Here is an 18,562-nt window from a genome sequence, read left to right as displayed (position 1 = left end):
GGAAACTCCTATGCGCATTTTGCCTGTTATCGCCGCGGTGACAGCCGCGTTTTTAGTGGTGGCCTGCAGTTCCCCTACCCCACCTCCTGGCGTTACCGTCGTCACGCCTTTTGATGCACAACGCTTCCTTGGAACATGGTATGAAATCGCGCGCCTCGACCATCGGTTTGAGCAGGGCTTAGAGAAGGTTACTGCTAATTACAGCCCAATGGATGATGGCGGTATTCAGGTGATCAATCGGGGCTATAATCCCGATCGTGAGATGTGGCAGCAGTCGGTCGGGAAAGCCTACTTCACTGGCGACCCGCGACGGGCCGCGCTCAAAGTCTCTTTCTTCGGCCCGTTTTATGGCGGCTATAACGTGATAGCACTCGACAGAGAGTACCGTCACGCGCTGGTCTGCGGGCCGGATCGCGACTATCTGTGGATACTTTCCCGCACGCCAACTATTTCGTCAGAAATGAAACAGCAGATGCTGGACGTCGCGACCCGACAGGGGTTTGATGTGTCGAAACTCATCTGGGTAAAACAGCCCCGTTAATGGGTACTGAGCTTCAGCCCAATGATACCGGCAACAATCAGAGCGAGGCTGGCAATGCGCGCCAGGCTCGCTGACTCACCCAGCAGCAGAATGCCGGTAATCGCCGCGCCTACGGCACCGATCCCCGTCCAGACGGCATAGGCCGTTCCCACGGGCAGAGAACGCATTGCCCACGATAGCAGAACAATGCTCACGATCATCGCCGTAACGGTAATAACGCTGGGCGTCAGGCGGGTAAATCCGTGGGTGTACTTGAGACCAATCGCCCATACCACTTCGAGCAGACCAGCAATAAAGAGAATAATCCAGGACATCTCGGGCTCCTTAACTTAAAAACAGTTGGGGCCGTCCCCGATGAAGGAAGCGCTTACGGGTCGTCCCGCAAGGCAGATAACACCCCATATTTTGGTTAGCGTGCGTTTTTTTTTCAATCATTTTCTGATGAACGCGTTAAGCCCAGAAATAGCCGCAGTATGGCGCGGAGTTCAGGCATTTATAGCTCATCGGACTTCTCTATGATGATGTGCTTTCTGATGGCAGGAAGCCAAACCACTAGCCGACTGCGAATAAAATATGTTCAAGATTCTTTTGATTGACCGTTGTCACTTCACCCGCACCGGGTTTGAAGCATGGCTCAATCATTCCGGTTTGTTCCCGGGGCACTACGTTGTGACCGGGCTGAACAATCTATTCCTCGCCAGGGAGCACATTCTGCAATGGAAACCTGAGCTGGTCATCGCTGACCTGCATGGTTTCAGGCAGGATATTCACCATTTCCAGCAACTCTCTTCCTTGCTGAACGCCAGCGAAAAATTACCTTTTATTATGCTGCAATCGGGAGAGGACAAGGACCTGGCGACCTGGCTCGGGAACTTCCCGGTCTGGTCTTCGCTAATGAAAAATGCCCCTCTTGAGGAAATCGCGACGGTTATCAATGACGCGTTAATTTCGCGCGCAAGCACGTACCGCCCGACGGTGGCCGCCCCCTTGCTGACACGACAGGAGGAGAAAGTGTTGACGTTATGGATGGACGGCGCGAGCAACCAAAAGATAGCCGCTCACCTGAGCATTAACGGAAAAACGGTTTATACCTATAAACGCAATATCCGCATGAAGCTGCATATGGATACACGCTTTTCACCGTTTTTATCCCTGCAGGAAGCAGAGAATTGACGGTACGGTGAAACTCACGTGCCGTACCGTCCATGCTTAATTAGTTCTGAGCTTTAGTTGCTGCACCAGAAATCGCGTTACCACCGTCGGAGATATCTTCCCCTACGCCGCGGGTGGTATTACATGCAGTCAACACGGAGGAAAGCACGAGGACAGAAAAGATCGCTGCAATTGTTTTCTTAACCATAATATCTTCCTTTTATAGCCAAAGTTGTTTTGTGTATAGCAACTTAAGAATAGACAAGATCCCGCCGATTGACGGAAAAGGAAGCAATTTTAGGAAAATTAGACGGACTTAGCTGGCTGCGTGAGAAATGATATGACCGAGGTCCTGGATATCTTCCCCCATGCCACGGGCGGTGTTACAGCCGGAAAGCAGTACGCTGGAGAGCGCTAACAGAAGCAGAATTTTAACGGTACGTTTCATCATCCCTGCCTGCAAAAATCAGGCGCAGCGGGCGCTGCGCCTTGAATCATGACGTAAATTACTTCACGCGAGATACGTATTCGCCGGAGCGAGTATCCACTTTGATCACTTCACCGATCTGTACGAACAGCGGTACTTTCACCACAGCGCCGGTGGAGAGCGTTGCTGGCTTGCCGCCAGTACCCGCGGTGTCACCTTTCAGACCTGGATCGGTTTCAACGATTTCCAGCTCAACAAAGTTTGGTGGGGTAACGGCGATAGGCTGGCCGTTCCACAGGGTCACGATGCACTCAGCCTGATCCAGCAGCCACTTAGCGTTATCGCCAATCGCTTTCGCGTCAGCAGACAGCTGCTCGAAGGTTTCGTTGTTCATGAAGTGCCAGAACTCACCGTCGTTGTACAGGTAAGTCAGGTTCATATCGACAACATCAGCGCCTTCAGCGGAGTCAGTAGATTTGAAGGTTTTCTCAACACGGGTGCCGGTCAGCAGGCGGCGCAGCTTAACGCGTGCGAATGCCTGGCCTTTACCTGGTTTAACGAATTCGCTGGCTTCAACCGCGTACGGTTCGCCGTCCATCATGATTTTAAGACCAGCACGAAAATCGTTGCTATAGTACGTTGCCATAAGGCCCTCTAAATTTGTTAACTGGTAGCTAAGCCACAAAATGGCGCATATTGTAACCCTAAACACCCCATCCAGAGAAGATTGGTTATCGCAACTTGCCGATGTAATCACCAGTCCTGATGAATTGCTGCGTCTTTTAGACCTCGATCAGCATCCGGAGTTGCTTGCTGGCCGTGAGGCAAAGCGACTTTTCGCCCTGCGCGTTCCCCGCGCGTTTGTTGCGCGCATGGAAAAAGGCAACCCTGACGATCCTTTATTAAAACAAACCCTTACGTCGCAGGATGAGTTTATTACAGCGCCGGGCTACAGCACCGATCCGCTGGAAGAGCAAAACAGCGTGGTGCCGGGTTTACTGCACAAATATCTCAATCGCGCCCTGCTGCTGGTAAAAGGCGGCTGTGCGGTAAATTGTCGTTACTGCTTCCGTCGGCACTTCCCGTATGCCGAAAACCAGGGAAATAAGCGCAACTGGCAGGTTGCGCTGGACTATATCGCCGCCCATCCAGAGCTGGATGAGATTATTTTTTCCGGCGGTGACCCGCTGATGGCAAAAGATCATGAACTGGACTGGCTTTTGACGCAGCTTGAAGCCATCCCGCACATTAAGCGTCTGCGCATTCACAGCCGTTTACCGATCGTCATCCCGGCGCGTATTACCGACGCCCTGGTCACGCGCCTGGAGCAGTCACGTCTACAGGTGCTGCTGGTAAACCATATCAACCACGCGAATGAAATTGACGCGGACTTTCGCGCGGCGATGGCGCGTCTGCGTAAGGCGGGCGTGACGCTGCTCAACCAGAGCGTATTGTTACGCGGCGTGAACGACAGCGCCCGGGTGCTGGCCGATCTCAGCAATGCCTTGTTTGACGCAGGCGTGATGCCCTATTACCTGCACGTGCTGGATCGCGTGCAGGGCGCGGCGCATTTCATGGTGACGGATGAGGAAGCCCGACAAATTATGCGCGAGCTGTTAACGCTGGTTTCAGGTTATATGGTGCCGAAGCTGGCACGCGAGATTGGCGGAGAGCCGAGTAAGACACCGCTGGATTTGCAACTGCGGCAGCGCTAAAAGGCAGGTGGCGCTACGCTTACCTGCCCTACGAGGTGGGGCGCAGCGCCATCAGCAAGTAAACTCAGTTCGGGCACTTATAGACCTGGCCGCTCATCTGGCTGGCCGTTGGCACGAAGCTGGAGAGCATTCCTTGCGTCGGGCTGCTCACGCCGTAAATCACGTTCCCCCCCATTGCAGCAGCCTGGTTACGCAGGGCATTCGCCGCGCCGCGCATAGAGCCACCTTCTTCACCGTGCTGACCCGACATCCAGTTACTTTGTTCACCGGTGGCCGTGCCTAACAGCTGGCATTCGCTGCCTGGCTTATCTTCCACAAAGCGAACGCCCTGGCCCGCTGCCGACAGTTCATTGCTGGAGCTACAACCCGCCAGCAGCAATGCTGCTCCTACGATCCCTGCACAGACTTTTACGCGCATGTTATTCCTCGTTTTCAATAAGCTGGACAGTAATTGTCCGTGTGTAAATCTTATACCTAAAAGATGACTAAAAGAAAAATCCCCGCGCATTTCTGCGAGCCGGATTCCGTACATCACTCCTCCGACATCTTAAATGAATTCTGATAATGCCCTTTGGGATATCGTGTTTTAGCCCTCGATCGTTTTTAGTGTTGCGACGTACAACTTTTGTACGCGATTAAAACAGGGGGTTTCATGAGTGCATCATCCTCAGGAGAGGAAAAGGTAACATGGGTGGGCTATCTGGCGTTTGTGCTCACCATCGTATTTTTCTCAGGCTTTTTCGCCAAAAGTACCGAATGGTGGCGCGTGCTGGATTTTACCGTCCTAAACGGCAGCTTCGGTCCGGTGAACGGCGCGCTCACGTTTCGCGGTGAGGGCGGCACGGGGGCGAAAGACGGTTTCTTATTTGCCCTTGAACTGGCGCCTTCGGTCATTTTATCGCTCGGGATCATTGCCGTCACCGAGGGGCTGGGCGGGCTGCGTGCCGCGCAACAGCTGATGACGCCCATTTTGCGCCCACTGCTTGGCGTACCGGGCGTCTGCTCTCTGGCCCTCATCGCCAACCTGCAAAATACCGATGCCGCAGCAGGGATGACCAAAGAGTTGACCGACGAAGGGGCTATTACCGATCGCGAGCGCGCCATTTTCGCCACTTTCCAGACCAGCGGTAGCGCCATCATTACCAACTATTTTTCTTCCGGCGCCGCACTCTTCACGTTTATTACCGTCCCGGTAATCACGCCGCTGGCCGTCATACTGATGTTTAAATTTGTTGGCGCGAACCTCCTGCGTCTGTGGATCGCTCGCATGGAAGATCGTCGTATTCAGGAGGAAAAAAATGATCGCCCAGCCGCGTAAAAATATCATGGACATGTTTATCGATGGCGCCCGCCGAGGCTTTACCATCGCCACCACCAGCCTGCTGCCGAACGTGGTTATGGCGTTTGTCATCATTCAGGCGCTCAAGGTGACCGGCCTGCTGGATATTGTTGGCAATATTTGCGAGCCAATTATGGCCCTGTGGGGGCTTCCGGGCGCGGCGGCAACGGTCCTGCTGGCCTCGGTGATGAGTATGGGCGGCGGCGTGGGGGTTTGCGCCAGCCTGGTGGCTGCCGGCACGCTCAACGGCCACGATGCCACCGTTCTGCTGCCCGCCATCTATCTGATGGGCAATCCGGTGCAAAACACCGGCCGCTGCCTGGGCACCGCAGGCGTTAACCCGAAGTATTATCCACACATCATTACCGTCTGCGTCATTAACGCCCTGCTCTCAATGTGGGTAATGCAGCTACTCTTCTGAGGAGATAAAAATGGATTTTTCAGTGCTGGAACCCCATCTTTTCCGCAATGTGCACCTTTACGCGCCGGAGGATCGGGGACGTTGCGATCTGCTAATCGCCGGGGGAAAAATCGTCGCTATTGAAAAAACGGATCGCGCAGCAATGCGGCTTAACTGTCCTGAAACCGATCTCGCCGGGGCGGTGGTTTGTCCAGGCTTTATCGATCAGCACGTACACCTGATCGGCGGCGGCGGTGAAGCCGGTCCGCACACCCGGACGCCGGAGGTACGGTTGTCCGCGCTGGTGGCGGCGGGCATCACCTCCGTTGTTGGCCTGCTGGGTACCGACGGCGTGACCCGCCATCCCGAATCTCTGCTGGCAAAAACGCGGGCGCTTGAGCATGAAGGGATCAGCGCGTGGATGCTGACAGGCGCATACGGGCTGCCTTCTCCGACGATTACCGGCAGCATCGAAAAGGATGTGGCGCTGATTGATAAAATCATCGGCGTGAAATGCGCGATTTCCGACCACCGCTCTTCCGCACCAGCGAATGACCAGCTCGCGAATATGGCCGCCCAGTCGCGCGTCGGCGGGCTGCTGGGCGCTAAAGCGGGCATATCCGTGTTTCACCTCGGCAACAGCCCGAAGCTGCTGGAGCCGCTGCTTAACATCCTGAATAATGCCGACGTGCCCCGCACGAAGCTGCTGCCAACCCACGTTAACCGCGACCAGGCGCTGTTCCTCGCCGCGCTGGATTATGCCCGCGACGGGGGCTATATCGACATCACCACCAGCATCAGTGAGCCCATTGATGCCGCCACCGCCATCGCGACGGCCCGTGAAGCGCAGGTGCCGTTTAACCGGCTTACGCTCAGCTCGGATGGTAACGGCAGCCAACCGAATTTTGACGCGAACGGTAATCTGGTGGGCATTGGCGTAGCCGGGTTCGAATCTCTGCCTCAGACGCTGCAGCAACTGGTCAGCCGGTATCACCTGCCGCTGGAGGAGGCGCTTCTGCCGTTTACGCGTAACGTAGCGGAGTTTCTCGGGCTGGAGCATAAGGGGCGGCTCGCGCCCGGATGCGATGCCGATTTCCTGGTGCTGACGGATGACCTGAAGATCCGCGAGGTCTGGGCGAAAGGCCGCCAGATGGTGCGCGAAGGCGCAGCATGCGTGAAGGGAACATTTGAGTAGTGGCAATAAAAAACCCCGGACATTTCTGCCCGGGGTTCGTTCTGAGAGGTTCAGAACAACATGATTACATCATGCCGCCCATTCCACCCATGCCGCCCATACCAGCAGCACCTAAGTCAGGTGCGTCGCCTTTTGGCAGGTCGGTTACCATGCACTCGGTCGTGATCATCAGGCCAGCTACAGATGCCGCGTACTGCAGAGCAGAACGGGTCACTTTAGTTGGGTCCAGGATACCGAAGTCGATCATGTTGCCGTATTCTTCAGTTGCCGCGTTGTAACCGTAGTTACCTTCACCCGCTTTCACGTTGTTCGCAACCACAGATGGCTCTTCACCGGCGTTGGAAACGATCTGACGCAGAGGAGCTTCCATTGCGCGCAGCGCAACTTTGATACCCACGTTCTGGTCTTCGTTCTGAGCGGTCAGGCCAGCCAGCTTAGCGGCTACACGTACCAGCGCGACACCACCACCAGCAACTACGCCTTCTTCTACCGCAGCACGGGTCGCGTGCAGGGCATCGTCAACGCGTGCTTTCTTCTCTTTCATTTCAACTTCGGTCGCCGCACCAACTTTGATTACCGCAACGCCGCCAGCCAGTTTCGCTACGCGCTCCTGCAGTTTTTCACGGTCGTAATCGGAAGTGGCTTCTTCGATCTGCTTACGGATCTGACCAACACGGCCCTGAATAGCGGCTTCTTCACCCACACCGTCGATGATGGTGGTGGTGTCTTTGTTGATCACAACGCGTTTCGCCTGGCCCAGGTCTTCCAGGGTCGCTTTTTCCAGCTCCATACCGATCTCTTCGGAGATCACGGTACCACCGGTCAGGGTAGCGATATCCTGCAGCATTGCTTTACGGCGATCGCCGAAGCCAGGTGCTTTAACCGCAGCCACTTTCACGATGCCGCGCATGGTGTTAACCACCAGGGTCGCCAGCGCTTCGCCTTCAACATCTTCAGCGATGATAACCAGCGGCTTGCCTGCTTTCGCAACGGCTTCCAGCACTGGCAGCATTTCGCGGATGTTGGAGATTTTCTTGTCAGCCAGCAGGATGAACGGGCTTTCCAGCTCAACAGCGCCAGTTTCTGGCTTGTTGATGAAGTATGGGGACAGGTAACCGCGGTCGAACTGCATACCTTCAACCACGTCCAGTTCGTCTTCCAGACCGGTACCGTCTTCAACGGTGATCACGCCTTCTTTACCGACTTTATCCATCGCTTCAGCGATCAGTTTACCTACGGTTTCGTCGGAGTTAGCGGAGATAGTACCAACCTGAGCAATGGCTTTAGAGTCAGAGCACGGTACGGACAGCGCTTTCAGTTCTTCAACAGCGGATGCGACAGCTTTGTCGATACCACGTTTCAGATCCATTGGGTTCATGCCCGCAGCAACGGCTTTCAGGCCTTCAGTGATGATAGCCTGCGCCAGTACGGTCGCGGTGGTGGTACCGTCGCCTGCAGCGTCGTTCGCTTTAGAGGCAACTTCTTTCACCATCTGCGCGCCCATGTTTTCGAACTTGTCTTCCAGTTCGATTTCACGTGCAACGGAAACACCATCTTTGGTGATGGTTGGCGCGCCGAAGGATTTATCCAGCACTACGTTACGGCCTTTCGGGCCCAGGGTCACTTTAACTGCATCTGCCAGTACGTTTACGCCGCGGAGCATTTTTACACGAGCGTCGTTACCGAATTTTACGTCTTTAGCTGCCATGTTCTTATTTCCTCAAATTCTCGTGCGTAAATTACGCTTCAACAATTGCCAGAATGTCGCTCTCGGACATGATCAACACTTCTTCATTGTCGATCTTCTCGGATTTCACGCCGTAGCCATCGTTGAAAATTACGATGTCACCAACTTTAACGTCCAGCGGCTGCACAGTTCCGTTTTCCAGGATGCGGCCCTTACCGACAGCGATGATTTCGCCACGCGTTGATTTGGCTGCTGCAGAACCGGTCAGAACGATGCCGCCAGCAGACTTGGTTTCAACTTCTTTACGTTTGACGATCACACGATCATGTAACGGACGAATACTCATTGATAGCTCTCCTTTGAGAAAGTCATTATCAGTTATGGATGACGCCGGCCCGCATGCGGTTTTCCGACTAGTGCCCTGAGAGATGGGGATAGCTTTTTACCCCTTCAAGGGGGAATCGAAAAAAAATTTGCGAAAGTGTTACCATCCACTCTCTTTTGATGGTGGCAGGGCAAGGTAAATGAGTGGACTCAGGCAGGAGCTGGGGCTGGCGCAGGGCGTTGGCCTGCTTTCAACCTCCTTGTTAGGTACCGGCGTGTTTGCCGTACCGGCACTGGCGGCGCTGGTCGCCGGAAATAACAGTCTTTGGGCATGGCCGGTGCTGATCCTGCTGGTGTTCCCGGTGGCGATTGTGTTTGCCATACTCGGGCGGCACTTCCCCAGCGCGGGCGGCGTAGCGCATTTTGTCGGCATGGCGTTTGGTCCGCGCATGGAGCGCGTAACCGGCTGGCTGTTTTTGTCGGTAATACCCGTTGGCCTTCCGGCAGCCCTGCATATCGCCACCGGCTTTGGACAGGCGCTGTTTGGCTGGCACGACGAACAACTGCTGCTGGCTGAGCTGGGTACGCTGGCGATTGTCTGGTGGGTGGGCTCGCGCGGGGCCAGTTCAAGCGCGAATCTGCAAACGCTGGTTGCAGCGTTGATCGTCGTGCTGATCGTCGCCATCTGGTTTGCGGGTAACATTACCGTAGCGGATATCCCCTTCCCTGCGATAAACGATATCGACCATTCACAGCTTTTCGCTGCGTTATCCGTCATGTTCTGGTGTTTTGTTGGCCTTGAAGCGTTCGCTCACCTGGCATCCGAGTTTAAACAGCCCGAGCGTGATTTTCCCCGCGCTCTGATGATTGGTTTACTGCTGGCGGGCACCGTATATTGGGCCTGTACCGTACTGGTGCTGCACTTCAACGCGTTCGGCGAAGATAAAGCCGCCGCCGCATCGCTACCGGGTATCGTGGTTAAACTTTTCGGCGTGAAGGCGCTATGTGTGGCCTGTGTGATTGGCTATCTCGCATGCTTTGCCAGCCTCAACATTTATATCCAGAGCTTCGCCCGTCTGGTGTGGTCACAGGCGCGCTACAAACCTGAGAGCCGCCTCGCGCGGTTGTCTAAACGTCAACTCCCGATGAATGCGCTGAATGCCGTGCTGGGCTGCTGCGTCCTGAGCTCGCTGGGTATTTATCTTCTCGACATCAACCTTGATGCTCTAATTATCTACGCCAACGGTATTTTCATCATGATCTACCTGCTGTGCATGCTGGCGGGCTGTCGTCTGCTGAAAGGTCGCTATAAAGCACTGGCGGTCGTCGGGGGCGTGCTGTGCCTGCTGTTGCTGGCGATGGTGGGATGGAAGAGTGTGTACGCCATCGTCATGCTGGCGGGGCTGTGGGCGTTTTTACCGAAGCGGAAAAATCCGTAGGCCCGGTAAGCGAAGCCACCGGGCAAAAAAATTATCGATCGTCTTTATGGTCTAAACGGTCGCGCTGTTCATCCTTGCGCTGATACTCCCCTTCGAAGGTATCGCCTGGCCCTGTGCTGAACCCGCCGCCCGGCATGCGGCTGAAGCGCAGGTGCGGCAGCAGCTTCATGGTCAGGTGCTTCTGCACCGGCGGCAACAGCAACAGCAGGCCGAGGAAGTCGGTGAAGAACCCCGGCAGGATCAGCAGCAGGCCAGCAATAATCAGCGACACGCTTTTGATCATCTCTTCTGCCGGGCTTTCGCCTGCGGCCATCTTCTGCTGCATTATCAGGAAATTTTTGAAACCCTGATTACGCACCAGCGACATGCCGATGACGGAGGTGAAGATCACAAGAATCAGCGTCAGCAGGACGCCCAGCACGTGAGCTACCTGAATGAAAATAGAAATCTCAATGTAAACATAGAGAAAGAAAGCAATAAACGGTATCCAGCGCACTGGCATCTCCTGTGTGGCAGGTGCCATCTGGCCCCTGTCTGAATGTGTTCGCGTCACGCGTCTGTAAGAGATGGAGACGGTTAGCCAAAATTCAATCGGTTTGCACGGATATTTTTTTCGGAAATATTAAAGCGGTGACACATTTCACAGATTAATAATTATCATGGAATCGGGTCGATAATAAGTGATCCAGCTTACGGCAATTCGCTATCATCAGCATATGATCTCGAACATCTGGCCGATTGAGGGAATAATCGTCGGTCAGAAAATATTCAAAACCACATATATGTTGTGTGTTTAGTACAATCCATCGGCAGCTTGAAAAGAAGGTTCACATGTTAAACAACATTCGTATCGAAGAAGACTTGTTGGGTACCAGGGAAGTTCCAGCGGATGCCTACTATGGTGTTCACACTCTGAGAGCGATTGAAAACTTCTACATCAGCAACAGCAAAATCAGCGATATCCCTGAGTTTGTCCGTGGCATGGTGATGGTGAAGAAAGCCGCAGCGCTGGCGAACAAAGAGCTGCAAACCATTCCTAAAAGCGCGGCAAATGCGATTATCGCTGCCTGCGATGAAGTGCTGAACAACGGCAAATGCATGGACCAGTTCCCGGTTGACGTCTATCAGGGCGGCGCGGGTACCTCCGTCAACATGAATACCAACGAAGTACTGGCAAACATCGGCCTTGAGCTGATGGGCCACCAGAAAGGTGAATACCAGTACCTCAACCCGAACGACCACGTTAACAAATGCCAGTCCACCAACGACGCCTACCCAACCGGCTTCCGTATCGCGGTGTATGCCTCCGTGGTCAAACTGGTCGACGCGATCAACCAGCTGGGCGATGGCTTCCAGCGTAAGGCCGTTGAGTTCCAGGACATTCTGAAAATGGGCCGTACCCAGCTGCAGGACGCGGTGCCAATGACCCTCGGTCAGGAATTCCACGCGTTTAACGTGCTGCTGAACGAAGAGACCAAAAACCTGCTGCGCACCTCCGAGCTGCTGCTGGAAGTGAACCTGGGCGCCACCGCCATCGGTACGCGTCTGAACACCCCGGATGGCTATCAGCAGCTGGCGGTTCAGAAGCTGGCGGAAGTGTCTAACCTGCCGGTGGTGCCTGCGGAAGACCTGATTGAAGCCACATCCGACTGCGGCGCGTACGTAATGGTACACAGCGCCCTGAAACGTCTGGCGGTGAAACTGTCCAAAATCTGTAATGACCTGCGCCTGCTCTCCTCCGGCCCACGCGCTGGCCTGAACGAAATCAACCTGCCAGAGTTGCAGGCGGGTTCTTCCATTATGCCAGCCAAAGTTAACCCGGTAGTGCCAGAAGTGGTGAACCAGGTTTGCTTCAAGGTGATTGGTAACGACACCACCGTGACCATGGCTTCCGAAGCCGGTCAGCTGCAGCTGAACGTGATGGAGCCGGTGATTGGCCAGGCGATGTTTGAATCCATTCACATCCTGACTAATGCCTGCTACAACCTGCTGGAAAAATGCATTAACGGCATCACCGCGAATAAAGAAGTCTGTGAAGGCTATGTTTATAACTCCATCGGGATCGTTACTTACCTCAACCCGTTTATCGGCCACCACAACGGTGACATCGTTGGTAAGATTTGCGCCGAAACCGGTAAGAGCGTGCGTGAAGTCGTGCTGGAGCGTGGACTGTTGACCGAAGCCGAGCTGGACGATATCTTCTCGGCCCAGAACCTGATGCATCCGGCATATAAAGCGAAACGATATACCGATGAAAGCGAACAGTAACAGTTCAGGCTAGGCTTCCGAAAGGCACGTCACTTGTGACGTGCCTTTTTTCTTTTTAGGCGTTACCTAAATACAACAATTCAATATCAACTTGTTAATAAGCAAGGCAGGTCTTTATGTTTGGAGCAGAACTCGTCATCGTCCTGTTGGCGATTTATTTGGGCGCGCGGCTCGGGGGTATCGGCATTGGTTTTGCCGGCGGTCTCGGGGTGCTCGTACTTACCCTTATCTTTCAGATTAAACCCGGCGCAATCCCTTTTGACGTTATCGAAATCATCATGGCGGTTATTGCCGCTATTGCGGCCATGCAGGTGGCAGGCGGTATGGACTACCTGGTGAGCCTGGCGGAGCGCATGCTGCGCCGCCATCCGAAATACATCACCTTCCTTGCCCCGCTGGTGACCTGGTTTATGACCATTCTCGCGGGAACCGGCCACACGGCGTTCTCCACGCTGCCGGTGATCACCGAGGTGGCAAAAGAACAGGGGATTCGCCCGTCTCGTCCGCTTTCTATTGCCGTGGTTGCGTCGCAGATTGCGATCACCGCGTCGCCAATCTCAGCCGCCGTAGTCTTCTTCGCGGGTATCCTTGAGCCGATGGGCGTGAGCTACCTGACGCTGCTGGCGATCTGTATTCCGGTCACGCTGATTGCGGTGATGATTACCGCCGTGCTGTGTAACTTCCTGGGTGCCGAGCTGAAAGACGATCCGGTTTACCAGGAGCGTCTGGCAAAAGGTGAAGTGAGCCTGCGCGGTAGCCAGGTCTTCGAGCTGAAGCCACACGCGAAACGCTCCGTGCTGCTGTTCCTGATCGGTATCGTCGCCGTGATGTTCTACGCGACCGCCATCAGCGACACCGTGGGGCTGATCCAGAACCCGGTGCTGCCGCGTAACGAAGCGATTGTGGTATTCATGCTGACCATCGCCACGCTGATTAGCATCACCTGTAAAATCGACACCAGCGAAGTGCTGAACGCCAGCACCTTCAAATCCGGTATGAGCGCCTGCGTGTGCGTACTGGGCGTGGCGTGGCTCGGAGACACCTTCGTGAAAGCGCACATCAGCGACATCCAGACCGTTGCCGGCGACCTGCTGCACAACTACCCGTGGCTGCTGGCGGTGGTACTGTTCTTTGCCGCGACGCTGCTTTACTCTCAGGCTGCCACCACCAAAGCGCTGATGCCTGCGGCACTGATGCTGGGCGTGACGCCGCTGACGGCGATTGCCTCTTTTGCGGCCGTTTCCGCCCTGTTCGTGCTACCAACCTACCCAACCCTGCTGGCCGCGGTTGAGATGGATGACACCGGCTCAACCCGCATCGGTAAGTACGTGTTTAACCACGCGTTCCTGATCCCGGGCGTGGTGGCGATTACGCTTTGCGTCGTCCTCGGCTTTATCATCGGTGGCATTGTGCTGTAAACGGTTAGCCGTTGTAAAAATAGTTAAAATCGGGCCGCTCTGCGGCCCGTTTCATTAATGACCAATCGCATGGCGTGATATAGTGAAGACTTTCGTGATGAGGAGGTCGACTGTGAACACGCCTGATGCTGTTGTCGTACTTTGTACCGCCCCTGATGAAGCCTCTGCCCAGGATCTCGCCGCCAAAGCGCTGGCCGAAAAACTGGCAGCCTGCGTCACGCTGCTCCCCGGCGCGACCTCCCTTTATTACTGGGAAGGCAAGCTGGAGCAGGAGTATGAAGTCCAGATGTTGCTCAAAACCAATCTGGCGAATCAGCAGGCGCTCCTTGACTGCCTCAAGTCTCATCATCCTTATCAAACCCCGGAGCTGCTGGTGCTGCCAGTGGTCCACGGCGATAACGACTATCTCTCATGGCTCAACGCTTCTTTACGCTGATCCTGCTGCTGTGCAGCACGTCAGTATTTGCCGGGTTGTTTGACGCGCCCGGCCGTTCGAACTTTATTCCCGCCGACCAGGCGTTCATTTTCGACTTTCAGCAAAACCAGCACGATCTCAATCTGACCTGGCAGGTGAAAGAGGGTTACTACCTCTACCGCAAGCAGGTCAGCATCACGCCGGCAAAGGCCAACGTTGGCGCATTGCAGATGCCCGCTGGCGAATGGCATGAGGACGAGTTCTACGGTAAAAGTGAAATTTATCGCCAGCGCTTAAGCGTGCCCGTTACGGTGAATCAGGCGGATAAAGATGCCACGCTGACGGTTACGTATCAGGGCTGTGCCGACGCGGGCTTCTGCTACCCCCCTGAAACGAAGGTCGTTCCGCTTACTGAAGTTAAAGCGGCTGCCTCCCCTCTCCCCTCAGACGAGAGGGGCAAGGTGAGGGATAAAGGCGAAGCCGAAGCTGCTTCTGCTCTGCCGTTCTCAGCACTTTGGGCCTTACTGATTGGTATCGGCATTGCCTTTACCCCTTGTGTCCTGCCGATGTACCCGCTTATCTCCGGGATTGTACTGGGCGGCAAACAGCGTCTTTCTACCGCCCGGGCGCTGCTCCTGGCCTTTATTTATGTGCAGGGCATGGCGCTTACCTATACCGCGCTCGGCCTCGTGGTCGCCGCGGCCGGACTACAGTTCCAGGCAGCGCTTCAGCACCCTTACGTGCTAATCGGCCTGTCAGCCGTATTTATTCTGCTGGCGCTGTCAATGTTTGGCCTGTTCACGCTTCAGCTGCCCTCTTCGCTGCAAACCCGCTTAACGCTGATGAGCAATCGCCAGCAGGGTGGCTCTGCGGGCGGCGTGTTCGCAATGGGCGCCATCGCCGGGTTGATTTGTTCCCCCTGCACTACAGCACCGCTGAGCGCTATCCTGCTGTACATCGCCCAGAGCGGTAATATGTGGCTCGGCGGGGGTACGCTGTATCTTTACGCGCTGGGGATGGGCCTGCCGCTGATTCTGGTGACGGTGTTTGGCAACCGCCTGCTGCCGAAGAGCGGCCCGTGGATGGAGACGGTGAAAACCGCGTTCGGCTTTGTCATCCTGGCGCTCCCGGTGTTCCTGCTGGAGCGCATCATGGGTGACGCGTGGGGTTTGCGCCTATGGGCCATGCTCGGCGTGGCGTTCTTTTCCTGGGCGTTTATCATCAGCCTGGGGGCAAAAAAAGCGTGGATGCGTCTGGTGCAAATTCTCCTGCTCGCCGCCACGTTGGTGAGCGTGCGCCCGCTTCAGGATTGGGCGTTCGGCTCGCCTGTGGGCCAGACGCAGGCACATTTAAACTTTATACACGTTAAGAACGTCGATGAGCTCAACAGCGCGCTGGCGCAGGCAAAAGGCAAACCGGTGATGCTCGACCTCTATGCCGACTGGTGTGTTGCCTGCAAAGAGTTTGAAAAATACACCTTTAGCGATCCTCAGGTGCAAAATGCCCTGAAAGAGACGGTACTCCTTCAGGCAAACGTCACAGCCAACAATGCGCAGGATAAGGCCCTGCTTAAACACCTTACCGTACTCGGGCTGCCAACCATTCTGTTCTTCAATGAGCAGGGGGAAGAGCTGCCAGAACAGCGTGTAACCGGGTTTATGGACGCAACGGCATTCAGCGCGCATTTGCGCAATCGCCAACCGTAAACAACACTTTAGACGGGACATACCGTTGGGAATAGCGGAGGAGATAACCGTGCAACGCGAAGACGTACTGGGACAAGCCCTGCAACTACTTGAGATTCAAGGGATCGCCAGCACCACGCTTGAGATGGTAGCCGACCGTATCGATTACCCTCTGGATGAGCTTAAGCGCTTCTGGCCGGATAAAGAGGCGCTGCTTTATGATGCCCTACGCTATCTTAGCCAGCAGGTGGATATCTGGCGCAGGCAGCTAATGTTGAATGAAGAGCTGACCGCTGAGCAAAAACTGTTAGCGCGCTACACCGCCCTGACAGAGTGCGTCAGCAACAATCGTTATCCAGGCTGCCTGTTTATTGCTGCCTGTACGTTTTATCCCGATCCTGGCCATCCAATACACCAGCTGGCGGATCAGCAAAAACGTGCGGCGCATGACTTCACCCACGAACTGCTGACAACGCTTGAAGTGGATGACCCGGCAATGGTCGCTAAGCAGATGGAGCTCGTACTGGAGGGTTGTCTGAGCCGCATGCTGGTGAACCGTAGCCAGGCCGATGTGGATACGGCGCACCGCCTGGCGGAAGACATTCTGCGCTTTGCCCAGTGTCGTATGGGCGGGGCGTTAACCTAGACCAGCATGCCCGCCCAGGCGGAGACGAGCAGACATAGCGCCATCAGGCGCTGAAACCGCACCATCGCCACGGTGGTGCGAAACACCCGGTTTACCGCCTTCCCCAGCCACGCCCAGCACATCAGGCACATCACAGAAATCAGTAAGAACCATAGCGCCATCAGCGCAATATCTCTTAACGGATGAATGCTCGCGGGAGCAAAAAGACTCACTACTGCCAGCGCCATCATCCACGTTTTCGGATTCACCATCTGCAGCAGCGCTGCGGCTTGCGCGGTAAAGCGATGAGGCGCCTTCTCAGAAAGATTCGCCGCAGGCGCCCGATACAGTTGCCAGCTCATCCAGGTTAGCCACAGCACGCCCGCCCAGCTCATTGCCTGGCGTATCAGAGGAAACTGACGCAGCACCTCCCCTGCACCGGCACCCGATATCAGCACAATCAGACTCGCCGTAATACATCCCCCCAAAATGGCGGGAATGGTATTTTTCACACCAAAGTACTGGCTGTTAGTGAGAACGAGGATATTCGTCGGGCCGGGCGTTATCGACGCGACAAAGGCAAACAGCAGATAAGGCATCAGACTCACAGATGGCTCCTTTTTTGTTAGAGCCATTACTGTGCCGCTATTTTCTGGAAACGTCTGGAAGGTTTGTGCACAACCGGCGGTAGTGGGCAGGGGAAATGCGGTATGCACGCTGGAACCAGCGTCCCAGATGGCTTTGGTCGGCAAAACCGAGCGCTGTAGCCACATTAACAGGCTGTTCGCCGTGCGCCAGCAGCTGTCGCGCCTTTGCCAGACGCAGCTGAATAAGCCAGGCGTGCGGTGCCAGGTTGAACTCGCGCTTAAAGCAGCGCGTCAGCGTAAAGCGATCCGTGCCCGTCTCGCGCGCAAGGTCTGACAACCCCACGTTCTCGCCGATATGCGCATAAAGATAGTCGCGTGCGCGGTGCGCCACGGCAGCGCTCTGTAGCTGCGACGGGAGTTTCTTACGCCAGTGGCAATGGGAGGTGATCTGAGAGAGCAGCTTATCCATTGTGCTCTGCTGAACAATTTTCATCTCATCGCTATGCAACGCGTTAAACGTCTCGCCGATAGAACGGACCAGCTGAGGTTCTCGCGTTAGCGTTTGAGCAAAGTGAAGCGAGTAGCGATCCGGCGTGGCTTCATATAATCCACGGAGGGTACGCGTCAGCCACTGCTCGTCAAGATAGAAGGTGAGATAGGTAAAGCCTCCTTCCACAGGCGCGTCGCCGTCGTGAATTTCACCCGGCTCCAGTAAGAACGCATCACCAGGATGGCTGCGGTGGCGTTCGCGACGACAGTGGAACTGCTGGGTGCCTGAAAGGGTAATCCCGACCAGATAACTATCGTGCCAGTGGGGATCGAAGGCATGGCCTTCGAAGTGCGCTTTAATCGTTTCAATGCCGGTATCCGCATGCTGACGGAGCTCAAGCCAGTCGTTTGCCATACTGCCCTCCTGTTGTCATCAGCATTGCCGCACGGCCCGGTATTGTCTGGAAGATTTGTGCATTTTCACGGTGAAAACGTACAGATTGCCGCAAACTTAAGCAGTTGAACAGCTTTTCCTGAAATAATGTTGACGATAAGGCGCGATTGCGGTTTAATGCGCTCCGTTGCCCGGATAGCTCAGTCGGTAGAGCAGGGGATTGAAAATCCCCGTGTCCTTGGTTCGATTCCGAGTCCGGGCACCACTATTTAAAGAACCCAGCCTATGGCTGGGTTTTTGCTTTTCTGCGTTTATCAAAACCTTACCTTATTTATACTCCTGTATCTCTTCCCGGTAAGATCGTGCGGTTAGCATTTCCCGGTGGCGCTGCGCTTACCGGGCCTACAGGTTTTGTAGGCCGGATAAGGCGAAGCCGCCATTCGGCATTTTCCGGCGCACAAA

22 protein-coding genes and 1 tRNA gene are annotated in these 18,562 nt (G+C 55.2%); 13 read left to right on the top strand and 10 right to left on the bottom strand.

Features of this window, described 5'->3' with window-relative positions; translation table 11 throughout:
- Positions 1-10: 10 nt before the first annotated feature.
- A complete protein-coding gene (locus tag INF77_RS00720; RefSeq protein ID WP_028015236.1) occupies positions 11-541 on the top strand; it encodes a lipocalin family protein in 531 nt (176 codons plus the stop codon).
- Here INF77_RS00720 and sugE read toward each other — a convergent pair.
- On the bottom strand, positions 538-855 hold the full coding sequence (gene sugE, locus INF77_RS00715; protein WP_006178944.1) for a quaternary ammonium compound efflux SMR transporter SugE: 318 nt from the start codon (positions 853-855) through the stop codon (positions 538-540). The two genes, INF77_RS00720 and sugE, sit on opposite strands and share 4 nt — an antisense overlap.
- 259 nt (positions 856-1,114) lie before the next feature.
- Here sugE and INF77_RS00710 point away from each other — a divergent pair, with 259 nt between their 5' ends.
- Positions 1,115-1,714 (top strand): LuxR C-terminal-related transcriptional regulator, encoded by a 600-nt coding sequence (locus INF77_RS00710; RefSeq protein ID WP_041911497.1) that lies wholly within the window; start codon positions 1,115-1,117, stop codon positions 1,712-1,714.
- 40 nt (positions 1,715-1,754) lie between these two features.
- Here INF77_RS00710 and ecnB read toward each other — a convergent pair whose 3' ends face one another.
- The 3 genes from ecnB to efp form a co-directional block, all read right to left on the bottom strand.
- Positions 1,755-1,901: a lipoprotein toxin entericidin B gene (gene ecnB / locus INF77_RS00705; protein WP_003855942.1), complete on the bottom strand. Its 147-nt coding sequence runs from the start codon at positions 1,899-1,901 to the stop codon at positions 1,755-1,757.
- A 108-nt stretch (positions 1,902-2,009) separates the two neighbouring features.
- On the bottom strand, positions 2,010-2,141 hold the full coding sequence (locus INF77_RS00700; RefSeq protein WP_028015234.1) for an entericidin A/B family lipoprotein: 132 nt from the start codon (positions 2,139-2,141) through the stop codon (positions 2,010-2,012).
- Between the two features lie 58 nt (positions 2,142-2,199).
- Complete coding sequence (gene efp / locus INF77_RS00695; protein WP_003855940.1) at positions 2,200-2,766, bottom strand: elongation factor P; 567 nt, start codon at positions 2,764-2,766, stop codon at positions 2,200-2,202.
- 40 nt (positions 2,767-2,806) lie between these two features.
- Here efp and epmB point away from each other — a divergent pair, with 40 nt between their 5' ends.
- Positions 2,807-3,835: an EF-P beta-lysylation protein EpmB gene (gene epmB / locus INF77_RS00690; RefSeq protein WP_063154929.1), complete on the top strand. Its 1,029-nt coding sequence runs from the start codon at positions 2,807-2,809 to the stop codon at positions 3,833-3,835.
- A gap of 64 nt (positions 3,836-3,899) precedes the next feature.
- Here epmB and INF77_RS00685 read toward each other — a convergent pair whose 3' ends face one another.
- Positions 3,900-4,253, bottom strand: coding sequence for a DUF4156 domain-containing protein (locus INF77_RS00685; protein WP_014882205.1), 354 nt, complete (start codon positions 4,251-4,253; stop codon positions 3,900-3,902).
- A 234-nt stretch (positions 4,254-4,487) separates the two neighbouring features.
- On the opposite strand from INF77_RS00685, the gene INF77_RS00680 reads away from it, so the two are divergent.
- From INF77_RS00680 to iadA, 3 genes are read left to right on the top strand one after another with little or no spacing between them, the layout of a single operon-like run.
- The gene (locus INF77_RS00680) at positions 4,488-5,153 is read left to right on the top strand and encodes a nucleoside recognition domain-containing protein (RefSeq protein WP_088204405.1); all 666 of its coding nucleotides are present in this window, start codon (positions 4,488-4,490) and stop codon (positions 5,151-5,153) included.
- On the top strand, positions 5,134-5,595 hold the full coding sequence (locus INF77_RS00675; RefSeq protein ID WP_028015231.1) for a YjiG family protein: 462 nt from the start codon (positions 5,134-5,136) through the stop codon (positions 5,593-5,595). Before INF77_RS00680 ends, INF77_RS00675 begins: the two co-directional genes overlap by 20 nt.
- A gap of 10 nt (positions 5,596-5,605) precedes the next feature.
- Positions 5,606-6,769, top strand: coding sequence for a beta-aspartyl-peptidase (gene iadA, locus INF77_RS00670; RefSeq protein ID WP_193532124.1), 1,164 nt, complete (start codon positions 5,606-5,608; stop codon positions 6,767-6,769).
- Positions 6,770-6,833: 64 nt separating this feature from the next.
- Here the strand turns inward: iadA and groL are convergent, their stop codons facing one another.
- Together groL and INF77_RS00660 are read right to left on the bottom strand one after the other, a co-directional pair.
- Positions 6,834-8,477 carry a chaperonin GroEL gene (gene groL, locus INF77_RS00665; RefSeq protein WP_023310114.1) on the bottom strand — a complete coding sequence of 548 codons (1,644 nt, stop codon included), beginning with the start codon at positions 8,475-8,477 and terminating at the stop codon, positions 6,834-6,836.
- 31 nt (positions 8,478-8,508) lie between these two features.
- Positions 8,509-8,802 carry a co-chaperone GroES gene (locus tag INF77_RS00660; RefSeq protein ID WP_003855929.1) on the bottom strand — a complete coding sequence of 98 codons (294 nt, stop codon included), beginning with the start codon at positions 8,800-8,802 and terminating at the stop codon, positions 8,509-8,511.
- A 178-nt stretch (positions 8,803-8,980) separates the two neighbouring features.
- Between INF77_RS00660 and yjeH the strand changes: the two genes are divergently transcribed.
- On the top strand, positions 8,981-10,219 hold the full coding sequence (gene yjeH, locus INF77_RS00655) for an L-methionine/branched-chain amino acid transporter (protein WP_193532123.1): 1,239 nt from the start codon (positions 8,981-8,983) through the stop codon (positions 10,217-10,219).
- A gap of 31 nt (positions 10,220-10,250) precedes the next feature.
- Here yjeH and INF77_RS00650 read toward each other — a convergent pair whose 3' ends face one another.
- Positions 10,251-10,715, bottom strand: coding sequence for an FxsA family protein (locus tag INF77_RS00650; RefSeq protein ID WP_028015228.1), 465 nt, complete (start codon positions 10,713-10,715; stop codon positions 10,251-10,253).
- Positions 10,716-11,050: 335 nt separating this feature from the next.
- Here INF77_RS00650 and aspA point away from each other — a divergent pair, with 335 nt between their 5' ends.
- From aspA to INF77_RS00625, 5 genes are all read left to right on the top strand, one after another.
- Positions 11,051-12,487: an aspartate ammonia-lyase gene (gene aspA, locus INF77_RS00645; RefSeq protein WP_003855923.1), complete on the top strand. Its 1,437-nt coding sequence runs from the start codon at positions 11,051-11,053 to the stop codon at positions 12,485-12,487.
- A gap of 116 nt (positions 12,488-12,603) precedes the next feature.
- Positions 12,604-13,905 (top strand): anaerobic C4-dicarboxylate transporter, encoded by a 1,302-nt coding sequence (locus INF77_RS00640; protein ID WP_008502949.1) that lies wholly within the window; start codon positions 12,604-12,606, stop codon positions 13,903-13,905.
- Between the two features lie 112 nt (positions 13,906-14,017).
- Complete coding sequence (cutA, locus tag INF77_RS00635) at positions 14,018-14,341, top strand: divalent cation tolerance protein CutA (RefSeq protein WP_028015227.1); 324 nt, start codon at positions 14,018-14,020, stop codon at positions 14,339-14,341.
- Entirely contained in the window at positions 14,317-16,026 is a 1,710-nt protein-coding gene (locus INF77_RS00630) for a protein-disulfide reductase DsbD (RefSeq protein ID WP_193532122.1), read from the top strand. Before cutA ends, INF77_RS00630 begins: the two co-directional genes overlap by 25 nt.
- A gap of 49 nt (positions 16,027-16,075) precedes the next feature.
- Positions 16,076-16,651 carry a transcriptional regulator gene (locus INF77_RS00625; RefSeq protein WP_028015225.1) on the top strand — a complete coding sequence of 192 codons (576 nt, stop codon included), beginning with the start codon at positions 16,076-16,078 and terminating at the stop codon, positions 16,649-16,651.
- On the opposite strand, the gene INF77_RS00620 is transcribed toward INF77_RS00625, so the two are convergent.
- Together INF77_RS00620 and INF77_RS00615 are read right to left on the bottom strand one after the other, a co-directional pair.
- Complete coding sequence (locus INF77_RS00620) at positions 16,648-17,238, bottom strand: LysE family translocator (protein WP_045631278.1); 591 nt, start codon at positions 17,236-17,238, stop codon at positions 16,648-16,650. The two genes, INF77_RS00625 and INF77_RS00620, sit on opposite strands and share 4 nt — an antisense overlap.
- A gap of 37 nt (positions 17,239-17,275) precedes the next feature.
- A complete protein-coding gene (locus INF77_RS00615; RefSeq protein ID WP_041911503.1) occupies positions 17,276-18,121 on the bottom strand; it encodes an AraC family transcriptional regulator in 846 nt (281 codons plus the stop codon).
- A gap of 168 nt (positions 18,122-18,289) precedes the next feature.
- On the opposite strand from INF77_RS00615, the gene INF77_RS00610 reads away from it, so the two are divergent.
- A tRNA-Phe gene (locus INF77_RS00610) sits at positions 18,290-18,365 on the top strand.
- The last annotated feature ends 197 nt before the right edge of the window (positions 18,366-18,562 follow it).

It is taken from the genome of Enterobacter cloacae complex sp. P1B (assembly GCF_014982345.1).
Classification (GTDB): domain Bacteria; phylum Pseudomonadota; class Gammaproteobacteria; order Enterobacterales; family Enterobacteriaceae; genus Enterobacter; species Enterobacter bugandensis.
The sequence above is the reverse complement of the archived record's forward strand: the minus strand, read 5'-3'. Positions and strand labels throughout refer to the sequence as shown.

Excerpts from the sequence above, each read along its gene's own strand:
- INF77_RS00700 (WP_028015234.1), bottom strand. The coding sequence starts at position 2,141 with ATGAAACGTACCGTTAAAATTCTGCTTCTGTTAGCGCTCTCCAGCGTA.
- ecnB (WP_003855942.1), bottom strand. The coding sequence starts at position 1,901 with ATGGTTAAGAAAACAATTGCAGCGATCTTTTCTGTCCTCGTGCTTTCC.
- INF77_RS00685 (WP_014882205.1), bottom strand. The coding sequence starts at position 4,253 with ATGCGCGTAAAAGTCTGTGCAGGGATCGTAGGAGCAGCATTGCTGCTG.
- aspA (WP_003855923.1), top strand. The coding sequence starts at position 11,051 with ATGTTAAACAACATTCGTATCGAAGAAGACTTGTTGGGTACCAGGGAA.
- epmB (WP_063154929.1), top strand. The coding sequence starts at position 2,807 with ATGGCGCATATTGTAACCCTAAACACCCCATCCAGAGAAGATTGGTTA.
- INF77_RS00710 (WP_041911497.1), top strand. The coding sequence starts at position 1,115 with ATGTTCAAGATTCTTTTGATTGACCGTTGTCACTTCACCCGCACCGGG.
- INF77_RS00660 (WP_003855929.1), bottom strand. The coding sequence starts at position 8,802 with ATGAGTATTCGTCCGTTACATGATCGTGTGATCGTCAAACGTAAAGAA.
- INF77_RS00675 (WP_028015231.1), top strand. The coding sequence starts at position 5,134 with ATGATCGCCCAGCCGCGTAAAAATATCATGGACATGTTTATCGATGGC.
- sugE (WP_006178944.1), bottom strand. The coding sequence starts at position 855 with ATGTCCTGGATTATTCTCTTTATTGCTGGTCTGCTCGAAGTGGTATGG.
- INF77_RS00630 (WP_193532122.1), top strand. The coding sequence starts at position 14,317 with ATGGCTCAACGCTTCTTTACGCTGATCCTGCTGCTGTGCAGCACGTCA.
- iadA (WP_193532124.1), top strand. The coding sequence starts at position 5,606 with ATGGATTTTTCAGTGCTGGAACCCCATCTTTTCCGCAATGTGCACCTT.
- INF77_RS00615 (WP_041911503.1), bottom strand. The coding sequence starts at position 18,121 with ATGGCAAACGACTGGCTTGAGCTCCGTCAGCATGCGGATACCGGCATT.
- efp (WP_003855940.1), bottom strand. The coding sequence starts at position 2,766 with ATGGCAACGTACTATAGCAACGATTTTCGTGCTGGTCTTAAAATCATG.
- INF77_RS00680 (WP_088204405.1), top strand. The coding sequence starts at position 4,488 with ATGAGTGCATCATCCTCAGGAGAGGAAAAGGTAACATGGGTGGGCTAT.
- INF77_RS00720 (WP_028015236.1), top strand. The coding sequence starts at position 11 with ATGCGCATTTTGCCTGTTATCGCCGCGGTGACAGCCGCGTTTTTAGTG.
- groL (WP_023310114.1), bottom strand. The coding sequence starts at position 8,477 with ATGGCAGCTAAAGACGTAAAATTCGGTAACGACGCTCGTGTAAAAATG.
- INF77_RS00640 (WP_008502949.1), top strand. The coding sequence starts at position 12,604 with ATGTTTGGAGCAGAACTCGTCATCGTCCTGTTGGCGATTTATTTGGGC.
- yjeH (WP_193532123.1), top strand. The coding sequence starts at position 8,981 with ATGAGTGGACTCAGGCAGGAGCTGGGGCTGGCGCAGGGCGTTGGCCTG.